General features: G+C 69.4%; 7 protein-coding genes and 1 pseudogene. 7 read left to right on the forward strand and 1 reads right to left on the reverse strand.

Annotation, left to right across the window (positions count from 1 at the left end; all coding sequences use genetic code 11):
* The 3 genes and pseudogenes from ACFZDC_RS41545 to ACFZDC_RS41555 form a co-directional block, all read left to right on the forward strand.
* Positions 1-699: IS3 family transposase (locus ACFZDC_RS41545; protein WP_391332254.1), on the forward strand; the 699-nt coding region annotated here is incomplete at its 5' end.
* A gap of 135 nt (positions 700-834) precedes the next feature.
* A complete protein-coding gene (locus ACFZDC_RS41550; protein WP_391332257.1) occupies positions 835-1,344 on the forward strand; it encodes a hypothetical protein in 510 nt (169 codons plus the stop codon).
* Positions 1,345-1,351: 7 nt separating this feature from the next.
* A pseudogene (locus tag ACFZDC_RS41555) lies at positions 1,352-1,861 on the forward strand (transposase); the annotation flags it as partial.
* A gap of 403 nt (positions 1,862-2,264) precedes the next feature.
* On the opposite strand, the gene ACFZDC_RS41560 reads toward ACFZDC_RS41555, so the two are convergent.
* Positions 2,265-3,014, reverse strand: coding sequence for a transposase family protein (locus tag ACFZDC_RS41560; RefSeq protein ID WP_391332259.1), 750 nt, complete (start codon positions 3,012-3,014; stop codon positions 2,265-2,267).
* Between the two features lie 372 nt (positions 3,015-3,386).
* Here ACFZDC_RS41560 and ACFZDC_RS41565 point away from each other — a divergent pair, with 372 nt between their 5' ends.
* The 4 genes from ACFZDC_RS41565 (at position 3,387) to ACFZDC_RS41580 (ending at position 12,429) form a co-directional block, all read left to right on the forward strand.
* Positions 3,387-3,788: a hypothetical protein gene (locus ACFZDC_RS41565; RefSeq protein WP_391332260.1), complete on the forward strand. Its 402-nt coding sequence runs from the start codon at positions 3,387-3,389 to the stop codon at positions 3,786-3,788.
* 393 nt (positions 3,789-4,181) lie between these two features.
* Positions 4,182-4,391, forward strand: coding sequence for a DUF5988 family protein (locus tag ACFZDC_RS41570; RefSeq protein WP_391332262.1), 210 nt, complete (start codon positions 4,182-4,184; stop codon positions 4,389-4,391).
* 123 nt (positions 4,392-4,514) lie between these two features.
* Complete coding sequence (locus ACFZDC_RS41575; protein ID WP_391332264.1) at positions 4,515-5,831, forward strand: beta-ketoacyl synthase N-terminal-like domain-containing protein; 1,317 nt, start codon at positions 4,515-4,517, stop codon at positions 5,829-5,831.
* 268 nt (positions 5,832-6,099) lie between these two features.
* Positions 6,100-12,429: an SDR family NAD(P)-dependent oxidoreductase gene (locus tag ACFZDC_RS41580; protein ID WP_391332266.1), complete on the forward strand. Its 6,330-nt coding sequence runs from the start codon at positions 6,100-6,102 to the stop codon at positions 12,427-12,429.
* Positions 12,430-12,519: the final 90 nt, after the last annotated feature.

Below are 12,519 nucleotides of genomic sequence, written 5' to 3' on the forward strand. Positions count from 1 at the left end.
CACACCTATGGTGTCCCGCGCATCCACGCCGAACTGCGCCGCCTGGGCCGGCGGGTGAACCGCAAACGCGTCGCCCGCGTGATGCGTGAGCGCGATATCCGCGGCGTCACCAGGCGCAGACGGCGTTCGCTGACCCGGCCGGATGCGAAGGCGAAGCCGGCCCCGGACCTGATCGGCCGCGACTTCCATGCCGAGCGTCCCGGGACAAAGCTGGTCGGCGACATCACCTACCTGCCCACCGCCGAGGGCTGGCTCTACCTTGCCTGCTGGCTGGACCTGGCCACCCGCGAGGTCGTCGGCTACGCCATGGCCGATCACCACCGCGCCGAGCTCGTCGTCGACGCTCTCGACATGGCCCACGGCCGAGGCGGACTGGAGCCCGGCTGCGTGGTTCACAGCGATCGCGGCAGTGAGTACACGTCGACCCAGTTCCGGGAGCGAATAGGGAAGTTGGGGCTCCGGCAGAGCTGCGGACGCACAGGATCGTGCTTCGACAACGCTGCCGCGGAAAGCTTCTGGGCCCTGCTCAAAGAGGAGATCGGCACCCGCACCTGGCCCGACCGGGCCACCGCCCGCGCCGAGGTCTTCACCTTCATCGAGACCTTCTACAACCGCCGCCGCCTGCGCAAGCACAAGACCTTCGGCTACCTCACCCCGGCCGAGACCAGGCAACGGCACCAGCACGCCCTCGCGGCATAACGATCACGTGTCCGAGATCACGGGGAAACTTCACTGATCTACCTACGCCGCGTCTGCTCCCAGAAGGTTCTCGTCGATCTGCTCGCCATCAACGCGGTCACGATCGGCAAGGTCATCAGTGAGACCCGCACACTCATGGACGCCCAGCAGGTCACCGTCTCGCAGACCGCGCCCAACTTCTCCTCCGCCCAAGAGCTGCGCGACTGGGCGGAGGACGGCGCGACCACCAGCCGGATGGAACTCTCCCAGACCCTGTCTCACCCCGCCCTCACGGGCATGTCCCGCCCGGACTTCCAGGCGCTGATCGACCGGATCACCGTGCCCTACCAGGCCGCGCTCGAACAACGCCGGCATCGCCAGCGCGGTGGTGATCGGCGCCCGGGAACCCGTGGTGGCGTCTTCCGTCAAAAGATCACCGACGCCGACAGGATCTTGGCGACGGTCCTTTCCCAGCGAGATCTGTGCGATCAGCAAGCCCTGGCCACCTTGTTCGGCGTCAGCCGCGGCACCATACGCAACGCCATCGAGGATGTCCGTCCCCTCCTTGAACAGGACGCATACGTCCCGACGCTCGCCGAACGACGCTTCGCAACGGCCGCCGAGGTACTCGCATCCGTCACAGAAGATAGCGAAACACCATGTTGATTCTTTACGGCTTCACTTCGTGCGCGACGTCTTCGGCGTGATCGAAAAGGGCTCGGGAGAGATGGTGGCGGCCACCATCCGCACCATATTCGCCCAGACCACCGCCGCGGCCGTCCGCACCCAGCTCGATGTGGTGGCCGACATGCTCGGACGACAGTTCCCGCAGGTCAAGAAGATGCTGCTGGACGCCGCGACGGACATCACCGCGTCCGCGGACTTCCCGCCGGCGCACTGGAAGAAGATCTGGTCGACGAACCCGCTGGAGCGGCTGAACCGAGAGATCAAACGAAGGGCTGACGTTGTCCAGGTCTTTCCCAACCCCGCCGCCCTGGACCGACTCGCCGCCGCGGTCCTGGCCGAACTCCACGACGAATGGCAGGACTTCGACCGCCGCTACCTCTCCGAAGCCTCCACGGCCGAGCTCTTCACCACCCAGCCAACCGAACCCGAACCACAGATCACCCCACAACCGAGAATCGAAACAGCTGCCGTGACTACACCACCCAGCGGGACATGACCCCGAACCGCGCGCGAGTGTGTCGCCTGGCCCCTCGCAGACTCGACTCGGCGGAAGTCCCGGCGCGTCAAGGGGCACCTGCGCATGGCCAACCGTCAGCGTGGGGACATCGTGGTGTGGCGCGCTGGACGAATTCCAGGGACGCGCAGTGCGTCACCGCTGTGCCTCAGGGCCCGGGCCCCGTGCTGCTGCCTGACGGGCAGCAGCACGGGTTCTTTCGGCGTTCTCGGCGTCGCTCGAAGTTCAGCCGCCGCCGACAGGCGTTCACGCTCGGCAGCGCAGAAGGGTTTCGCGGGCCCGGCTCGTCCTGGCGACGAAGAGTCGCACATGTGCTTCCACCTGCGGTGAAATGCTGCTTCCGCGGCTGCACGCGCCCTGTGCGGGCACCGGTCAGTGAGCTCTTTCAGTGGTGCCGCTCCAGGGTGAGGACGGCCTTGGCGATTGACGTCATGCGGTTGGGGCTGCATCGGGCTCTGCGGAAGATTCGCCAGGATTTGAGGCGGGCGATTCCTCGTTCGACGGGTGCGCGGGCGGCGGACAAGGCCCGGTTGGCCGTCTGCTCGGTCGGGGTGAATTCGCCGTGGGGTGGCCGGCGTTTGGGAGTGGTGACCCACTGGCCCGCGCCGATGTAGGCCATGTCGGCGAGGAGGGGGACGCCCTGGCGCTCGCAGATCCTGATGATCTTGTGGGTGCGGGCGGCGGTCAGGTCGTGCGTTCGGCCGGGCAGGGCGGGTGAGAGCCACAGGGTACGACCGGCCGGATCCGTGATGACCTGCACGTTCACGCCGTGCCGTTTGTGCTTCGTCGAGTAGTCCGCGCGCCCGTCGCCGACCCGGTCGCACTCGGCGAGTGTGCCGTCCACGAGAACATAGTCGGGGTCTGTCTCGCGCAGGACCTTCAGCAGGCCCGGCGCCTTGTCGGCCAGGTGCTCGACGACGGTGGTGACGTACGCGTGGGCGGTACCGACGGAGATACGGAAACCCGCGGCGAGTTGAGCCAGGGGGTCGTGTCGGCGCAGGTACGCGAGAGCGATCACCGCACGCTCGGACGGCCGGAGTTTGCAGCGCCGGTCACCTTCACGGGTGACGATCAGCATCGTCACCCACTCCACCAGTGCGTGCGGCAGGTCGAGTGCGGCAGGATACGGGACCAACAGGGCTCCTGAGCTGGAGAGTTGAGACGTAGACACCTCCCTCAACGGCACGGGAGCCCTGTCCGTTGCCCACGGTCCCGCCGTCACCCGTCCGGGGGCCACCCTGAAAACCCTGAGTGCGTCCGATCGGGTGATGTGGGGGGTCGGCCCCTAGAGATGCCGCTAGCCCTGCTGCTTACTGGTCTAAGAACCGGCGGGTCGCCCATCCCTTTCCCGGGAACTTGGCTGCGACCCGTTCGCCATTCCCTGCAGGTGAATTGCCCGGCGATCAGGACGAGTTCCACATCCCGCAGCAGCTCCTGGAAAGAGGGGCTCCGCTCTCGCCGGCCGCCATTGAAATCAGGCGCGTTCACCACCTCGAGGGAGTTCGTCATGAACCGTTCCCGCCTTGCCGCCGCCACCGCCGCCATGGCCGTGGCCGCCGCTGTGGGCATCGCCCCCCTGGCCGAGGCGGCCCCCGCCGCCGTGGCCGCCTCGTCCTGCGTCACCGACCTGCAGGCTGCCCAGACGTCCAACAACGCCGCGATCGCCGCCGATCAGGACGACGACACCAGGGCCGCCCGCAACCACAACCTGTCGACCGCCACCTGGCTCGTCGCGGCTGTGGGCGGCTGCACCGGGCAGCCGTCGGCGGTGGGGAGCAACGTGCTCACGGCCTCCGCGACCAACGCCACCGCCCTTGTGTACAACCTGCTGGGGGTCTCGGTGGCGGCCCTCAGCTCCGAGCAGGCGACCGCTTCCGCGCTCACCCAGGCGCTGGCCAACGCCACCTGACCGGTGCGCAGGCGGATGCACCTGACCCGACCCCGCCTGCCCTCCTGACCCCGGCACCGCCGGGCCCTGCCGCCGGCGCCGGACCACAGTGCGTCCGCTCCGGCGGCGGGTGGCCGGGCGTACAAAAGACCGCTCACGCCGTAGAGGCTCATCACCTTACGAGGTCACCATGCTGGTTTCCCATTTTCTCAGGTCCCTTTGCCGGGCCTGCCTCCTGGTGCTCCAGTACCTGGTCCCCAGGTATCCCTACGTCCCGAGCCTGGTGAAGGCGCCGAAACCCCCGCATGCCGGCGGGGCGAGTGGGACCTCGCGTGCGGAAGGACCGAACGACGGACGGGTCCGGGGCGGCAGTGAGTACCACCCCGGCCCGTCATCCCGATAAAGGACCCGGATATGACAGAGAAGATTCAAGTGATGCTTACCGGAGGGCCGGACTGGGCTCCCTTCTTTTGGGAAGTGGGCTCCGTGGAAGCCGAGCCGAAGGTCAAAATCCTGTGCGGAAATGCCTATGAGCATTTCGAGTTCTCGGGCTTCTGTGTTGGCCCTGAAGCTGAGCAGCGGCCCGTATACCGCTGGTGTCACCGCACCTACGTGGCCGAATAGGCCCGTTCATACGTCCGACAGACCAGCGGGCCATGCGGCGGCACAGTGAACCGTCGCTGCCGCCATCGGCTCATCCTGAAGGGGAATCTCCATGACCAATTCGTTGTCACCAGCAGGTGACTCGTGACCGGGCGGGCCGGACGACGGGCGCAGGACGCCGTGGTCACCGGTATCGGGCTGTGCCTTCCGGGGATCCAGTCCCCGGTCCTCACCGCGGACGACCTCTGGCAGGTAGCCAGTCATGGAAAGTCCTGCCTCGTGAAAAAGGGTGTTTACTACGGTAGTGTCAGGCTGTCGTCCGAAATGTTCGACGAACGAGTGCCCGGAATTCCTAACTTCTTCGCCCGCCATTACACGGACGCCCACCGCTTCGGGCTGGTGTCGCTGACGCAGGCGTGCGCGGACGCGGACCTCGATGTGCACCGCGACCTCGAGAAGGCCGCCGTCCTCGTCGGGCGCGGGGGTGTGGACGCCAACATCGACAGCTACCTCGCCGTCCTGCGGGCCGATCCCGCGACCCTCCCCGTGGCCGAGGCCATGGAGATGTTCGTCGCGGCGGAGCAGTCCGTTACCCCCTCGGACGTGGCACTCGTCCAGGGCGCGCTGACGCGGTCGAAGGGCCCCAACTTCACTGTCTCCTGCGGCTGCGCGTCCTCGGCGCTCCAGATCGGCAACGCCCAGCGCATGATCGCCGCCGGTGAGGTGGACATCGCCGTGGTGACCGGCGTGGACGTCTTCAGCGTCACACTCATCCGCAACATCCAGCGTCTGCTGAGCGGAGCCCAGCAGACGTACGATGCCATGCGGTCGCAGGACATGCCCGCCCTCCTGCCGTCGTTCGAGTCGTTGATGCGTCCGTACGACCGGCGTGCCGACTGCATCAACCACGGCGAGGGGTCCGCGACCATCGTTATGGAGAGCCGGGAACACGCCTTCGCACGGGACGGCCGCATCTACGGCCAGGTCCTCTCGCAGGCCACCACCAGGGACGGTCTGGCCAACCCGCTTGCCTGCGACGACACCGGAAGGGCGCTGGTGTCGGCGGTGCGGCGGTGCCTTGGTGACACGTGGGAGATCACTCAGGTGCCGTACGTCCATGGCGGCAGTGACGGCAACGTGGTGGTCACGACATTCGAGGCCAACGCGATCAGGGAACTGTACGGCCCCGCATCACGCGACCTGCTCATGTCCTCCCAGGAAGGATGCTTCGGCCACAACGGCGCGCCCGCGGGCTGCCTCGGGGTGTCTCTGACCCTTCTGATGATGAACCACGGCCAGGTGTGTCCCACCGCCAACTGCGAGGAGCCGGCGGACAATCTCACGTTCGACCCGGTTCCGGGGATGACGCCCCGGTCCCTCGACTTCGACTACGCCTTCAGCTTCAACTATCAGGTCGGAGGCGTGAAGAGCGCCATCCTTCTTGGAAGTTCCGACGTCTGAGTCACTCCCCTGCCCGTCCGTCTGCCTGTGTGCGGGTCGTCGCCCACGCGAAGCCGACGGCGCCCCGCGGGAGCACGGGCTCCTGAAGGTACCGACGCTCTGCCGTAGCCCCTGGCCGGGCGGCCGCTTTCAGCATGCGGGAGCACACTCCGGTGCGTCCCGCCCACTACCCGTCGCTCGGCCGGCCATGTGGCACACCTCCTTCCCCTATAACCCCTCGAACCGCATGCACCCAGCACCTTGCTCATGGACGACTAGGAGAGCCCCCATGGCCCTGGACAAGCACCTCCCCTGCCCCGCCAACGGGCCCATCGCCGTGATCGGTATGGGCTGCCGGCTCCCCGGGGACATCGACTCCCCGGCCACCCTATGGAATCTGGTGGCGGAGGGCCGCGAGGCGGTGGGCGCACCTCCGCCCGGTCGTGACGTGCCCGGACCCGGCGACGGGACGGCAGCCGAGGAACGGCCCACGCACCGGCGGGGCGGGTACCTGACAGACGTTTCCCATTTCGACGCGGACTTCTTCGGCGTCTCCGGTCGCGAAGCCGACGTCCTCGATCCGCAGCACAGACTCCTGCTGGAGGTCGTCTGGGAGGCCCTGGAACACGCCGGTCTGCCTCCCGAGCGGCTCACCGGGTCCACTACGGGCGTCTACACCGGCCTGAGTTACAACGACTACATGGACCAGCTCGTCGGCCTGCCCCAGGAGCTGGAAGGCTCCATCCTGACGAACGGTCACTGCGTCGCCGCCGGCCGCATCTCCTATCTCCTCGGCTTGCACGGCCCCAGCATCGCCCTCGACACCGCCTGCTCGTCCTCCCTGGTCGCCTTCCACCTGGCCTGCCAAGCCCTGCACCGCGAGGAATGCGATCTCGCGCTGGCCGCCGGCGTCACCCTCATGCTCACCCCGCGCGCGACCCGGTCCTTCGAGAGAATGGGCATGCTCTCCCCGACCGGACGTTGCCACACCTTCGACGCCGCGGCGGACGGATTCGTCCGCGGCGAGGGCTGCGGTGTGGTCGTCCTCAAACGCCTGACCGACGCCCGCGACGACGGCGACCGCATCCTCGCCGTCGTCCGCGGGTCCGCCGTGAACCAGGACGGACGCTCCGACGGCCTCGCCGCCCCGTCCCCCACCGCACAGCAGGCTCTGTACCGCACGGCACTCGCCCGCGCCCACGTCGACCCGGCACAGATTTCACTGATCGAGGCCCATGGCACGGGAACCCCTGTGGGCGACCCGGTCGAGTTCGCGAGCCTCGCCGCCGTGTACGGCAACGGTCTCTCTCCGTGCGCCCTCGGCTCGGTTAAGACTAACCTCGGCCACTTGGAGCCGGCTGCGGGCATCACCGGACTTATCAAGACGGTCCTGTGCCTCCAGCAGGGCGTAATCCCTCCCAACCTGAACTTCACGGGCTGGCATCCGTCCATCGCCGCGGACGCCACCCGGTTCTTCGTCCCGGTGGAACCGATCCAGTGGCCCGGGCGGCAGCCGGTCCGGCTGGCCGCCGTCTCCTCGTTCGGTTTCTCGGGCACCAACGCCCACGTGATCCTGCAGGAGCCCCCGCGGCCCAGCCGCCGCGCCGGTCTGCCCGCCCCCCGTCGGTCCGAGAGCGCACCGCCCGAAGTGATCCTGGTCGCGGCCGGATCCCATCGGGCCCTGCCGACCGCGGCCCGCCGGCTGGCCGACTGGCTGGACGCGGACGGAGCGCGCGTCCCACTGCGGGACGTGGCCCACACCCTGGCCCTGCGCCGCAGCCCCGGGCGAGGACGCCTGGCGGTCGTGTCCCGTTCCCGTTCCGAAACCGTGGAGGCGCTCCGGTTGTTCCTCTCCGGTATGCCCCATCCGGCCCTCGTCTCGGGCACAACCGATGTCACCGCCCCGCACCAGCCGGTCTGGGTGTTCTCGGGCCAGGGTTCACAATGGGCCGGCATGGGCCGCGAACTCCTCGCGCACCACGAACCCTTCGCCAGGGCCCTGGCGGACGTCGACGCCCTCATCCGGGAGGAGACGGGGTTCTCCGTGCTGGACCTGATCCGCACCGGCGAGCCCGTCACCGGTTGCCCGCGGGTCCAGCCGGTCCTCTTCGCCATGCAGATCGCCCTGGCCGCGGCCTGGCAGGCCCATGGCGTGCGGCCCGCCGCCGTCATCGGGCACTCCATGGGGGAAGCCGCGGCCGCCGTCGTGGCCGGAGCGCTCAGCCTCAGCGACGGTGTCCGCGTCATCTGCCGCCGCTCGGCACTGCTGGAACGGATCTCCGGGACGGGCGCGATGGCCAGTGTCGGCCTCGACCGGGCCACTGTGGAGGCCGACCTCGCCGACGCGGGGACCGACGCCGTCTCCGTGGCGGTCCTGGCCGCACCCGGCACCACCGTCGTCTCCGGCGTCGCCGACCAAATCGCCCTTCTGATCGCCCGGTGGGAAAAGCGCGGGGTCCTCGCCCTGCCCATCGCGGTCGACGTCGCCTCCCACAGCCCCCACGTCGACCCTCTCCTGGCCGACCTGCGCGAAGCTCTGGCGGGCCTGAGTCCCCGTCAGCCGCAGATCCCGTTTTACTCCACTGTGACCGAGGATCCGCGGCACAGTTCTCTGCTCGACGCCGCCTACTGGTGCGACAATCTGCGCCGACCGGTCCGCTTCCATCCCACCGTGGCCGCAGCAGCCCAGGACCGCCACCAGATCTACATCGAGATCTCACCCCATCCCGTGATCACCCAGTCCCTCACGGAGAGCCTGGCCGAACTGGCCCCCGGTGCCCTGGTCCTGCCCACACTGCGCCGCGCGCAGGACGAAGCGTCCACTTTGCGGACCCAGCTGGCGACCCTGCACTGCAACGGCGGCACAGTTGACTGGGCGCCCCTGTACGACGGCGGCCGCTTGACGGACGCTCCCACCATCACGTTCGACCGCACACGCCACTGGACTTCCGACGACGCATCACCGCCGGCCGCGACGGGCGCCCTGCCCGGCCGGCACATCGATATCCCCGGCAACCCGATCCGCCACAGCTGGCGCGCCTCCGCCCCGGCCCACCACCTGCCATGGCTGAATGACCACCGCGTCCACGGCAGCTCCGTCCTGCCCGGGGCGGCCTTTTGCGCGCTTCTCCACACCACGGCCCGGACCGCACTCGACGGTGCCCCCATGGACGTCGAGATCACCGACGTCGCCTTCCACGACCTGCTCCGCCTGACCGACGACACCGAACTCAGCACGACTCTCACCCTCACCACCTCCCAGCAGGCCGCTGGTGAGATCCACTCGCGCCAGCCGGACGGTTCCTGGCAACTGCACGCTTCGGGCGTCGCCCGCCGTGTGCTCACGCCCCAGACCACCCGTGCCGCCTCCGTTGCGGCACTCGACCGCAAGCATCCCGTCTCCCTGGATCCAGCCACTCTGTACGCCGGGTTGCGCGCCTGCGGCCTCGAACACGGCCCAGCCTTCACCGGCATCACCACCCTGCACACCACCAGCCGCCGGGACAGCTTCTGGGCCCGCATCCAGCTTCCGCTCACCGCCCGTATTCCTGCGCCCTCCCTGAGCCCCCACCCCGTCCTCCTCGACCTGTGTCTGCAACTGCTGGTCGCCGGGGCCGGTCACGACACCTCACCGGCGCCGATCCTGCCGGTCCAGGTCGGCGCCCTGCGGATCCTGGCCGACCCAGCCCAGGCCGTCCACGCCCACGCCTGGGTCACCGAGAACACCGCGAAGACACTCGCCGGACATGTCCGTGCCCTGGACACCGACGGCCGGCCCGTCCTCGCCCTCGACGATGTGCGCTTCGCCCGCCGCGCACCTGCCGACGACGCCCCCGTCGACCAGTGGTTCGTCGAACTCCGGTGGCACCACGCGCCCCGTTCTGGCGGCGCCATGCAGGCCCCGCCCGGGAACTGGCTGGTCGTGGGTGAGGGAGACGGCGAAGCGGAACGCCTGGCCAAGCTTCTGCGGTACGCCGGCGCCCGCGTCGAGGTTTGGGAGACTCCGCTGAGTTCGGAAGGCCTCGCCTCGCTGGCCGACGTCTTCAGCGGCCGCCTGGCCGCCGGAGCGGGACCCTGGCGCGCCGTCGTCCTGCTGTGCGGCACGCCGTCCGCCGACGACAGCAACCCCACCCACGGCGCACAGCAACGCGCCCGGCGCCTGCTCGCCTTCGCCCAGGCCGCCGACGGCCACGACGGCACATGGCGCCTATACACCGCGACTCGGCACGCCCGGGCCGTCACCGTGGATGAGGCCGGTCACCCCGCCCACAGCACCGTACGCGGTGTGGCACGCGTCATGGCCATCGAGCATCCGCGTATGCGTCCCACCCTCGTCGACACGGATCCCGGAGAACGCGGGCTACGCGCGCTGGCCGCCGAACTTCTCGCCGACGCGCCCGAGGACGAGGTCGCGCTGCGCGGCGGCACCCGATTCGCCGCACGCATCGACCGCGCCCCAGTCACCCCGTCCGAGCGCACCGCCTGCACCGCCCGGGTCCTCCGGTACGGCGAGGACGGGTTCCGCCTGCGCGTCGGACGCCTCGGCGACCTCGACAGTCTGGAACTGACCGCCACCGACCGTCGTCAACCCGGCGAAGGAGAAGTCGAGATCCGTGTCAAGGCAGCGGGGCTCAACTTCCGTGACGTCCTGACAGCCCTCGGCATGCTCGGCTCGGAGCCCGCCACCCCCTACCGCATCGGCTTCGAATGCGCGGGCCAGGTCACCGCCGTGGGTGCCGGCGTGGACCACGTCCGCACCGGAGACACCGTGCTCGCCGCCCACTTGGAAGGCGGGGCCTTCGCCTCCTTCGTCACCGTCCCGGCCACCGCCGTCGCCCCGGTCCCGCTCGGCTTCCCACCCGACACGGCGGCTGGGCTGCCCACGGCGTTCCTCACCGCCTGGTACGCCCTGCACCACGTCGCACGGCTGGCCCCCGGGGAACGCGTCCTCGTCCACTCGGCCAGCGGCGGCACCGGCCTGGCCGCCGTCGCTGTCGCCCGCCTGCTGGGCGCGGACGTCCTGGCCACGGCTGGCACCGAGGAGAAGCGACGCTACCTGCGCGGCACCGGTATCCGCTGCGTCATGGACTCCCGCACTCTGGACTTCACCGAACAGACCCGTCGGGCGACCGGTGGCGAGGGGGTCGACGTCGTCCTCAACTCCCTGGCCGGCCCCGCCGTCCGCGCCGGACTCGAAACCCTGCGCCCGTTCGGCCGTTTCGTTGAACTCGGCGTACGCGACATCATGGCCGATGCCTCCCTCAAACTGGCCCCGTTGCGCCACAACATCACCTTCACCACCGTCGACCTCATCGAACTGCAGCAACGACGCCCCGAGTTGTTCGCCACGCTGCTGCGCGAGGTCATGGAGCACATCGCCGCGGGGCGCCTCAAACCGCTGCTGTGCACCGCGTATCCGCTCGAGGCGGCTGCCGACGCCTTCCGCTTGATGGCGGGTGCCCGTCACATCGGCAAAATGGTGCTGACCGTCCCCGACCAGGGAGAAACCACCGCCGTCCTGCCGGACGGGCCTCCCGTCGTTCGCTCCGACGGCGCTTACATCGTCACCGGCGGCCTGGGCGGGCTCGGACTGGCCACGGCGCGCTGGCTCGCGGAGCAGGGAGCGGGCCATATCGTCCTCAACGGTCGCCGTTCCCCCTCTCTTGAGACCGCGCGTGCCGTCGCAAACCTCGCCGTCCGGACCACCGTCGTCCTCGGTGACATCTCCGAGCCCGGCACCGCCGAACGGCTCGTCAGAGCCGCGACCGAGAGCGGTGCCCCGTTGCGCGGGGTGGTGCACTGCGCGATGGTCCTCAGCGACGCCGCCCTCACCACCGTCCGCGATTACCAGCTCAAACGGGTGTGGGCCCCCAAGGTCACCGGTGCCTGGAACCTCCACCGCGCCGCGGCCGGACACTCCCTGGACTGGTTCGTTCTGTACTCCTCGATGAGTTCGCTGCTGGGCAATGCGGGACAGGGAACGTACGCCGCCGCCAACGCCTGGCTCGACGCCTTCGCCACCTGGCGCACCCGCAACGGCCTGCCCACGCTGGCCGTCAACTGGGGCCCCTGGGGCGAAACCGGGCAGGCCACCGACTTCGCCGATCGCGGTTACGAGACCATTCCCACCCGCGAGGGCATCCGGGCCCTGCACACCCTCCTCTCCCACCAACGGGTCCAGACGGCTGTGATCCCCGGTGCGCCCCGGGCGTGGATCCCCCGCACGGCGGCCAATTCCAGCCTCTTCGCCTTGCTCACCTCGGACAGTGTCCCCTCCTCGGACGAGTCGGAGGCCGGCGGCTCCGGCATCCGCGCCCGCCTCGAAGCCCTGCCCGCCGGTATCGCCCGCCAGACCGCCCTGGAGAGCTACCTTAGCGACCACATCCGCGCCATCCTGCGCACCGGCAGCGCCACCCTGGACCCGCAAACCCGCCTCAAGGCCCTCGGCTTCGACTCGCTGCTCGCCACCGAGCTGCGCCTCCGCCTCGAAACCGAGCTCCACGTCCGTCTCGCCGGCAACTTCGTCTGGCAGCACCCCACGGTGGCCTCGCTCGCCGCGGCCCTCACCGCCCGCATGGGTCTGGCTCCGGAGGCGAACCCGCCCCGTTCGGACGCCTAGACGAGTCTTTCCAAATGCCTGCGGGCGCGAGGAGAGGGTGTCCATGATCGTTTGTGACGACGAACCTGGACACCCTCGTGACCGCACTCT

It is taken from the genome of Streptomyces sp. NPDC007905 (assembly GCF_042959345.1).
In the GTDB taxonomy this organism is placed as follows: Bacteria; Actinomycetota; Actinomycetes; order Streptomycetales; family Streptomycetaceae; genus Streptomyces.

Bases quoted from the DNA above. Each gene is read 5' to 3' on its own strand.
- ACFZDC_RS41550 (WP_391332257.1), top strand. From the start codon at position 835: ATGGACGCCCAGCAGGTCACCGTCTCGCAGACCGCGCCCAACTTCTCC.
- ACFZDC_RS41565 (WP_391332260.1), top strand. From the start codon at position 3,387: ATGAACCGTTCCCGCCTTGCCGCCGCCACCGCCGCCATGGCCGTGGCC.
- ACFZDC_RS41570 (WP_391332262.1), top strand. From the start codon at position 4,182: ATGACAGAGAAGATTCAAGTGATGCTTACCGGAGGGCCGGACTGGGCT.
- ACFZDC_RS41580 (WP_391332266.1), top strand. From the start codon at position 6,100: ATGGCCCTGGACAAGCACCTCCCCTGCCCCGCCAACGGGCCCATCGCC.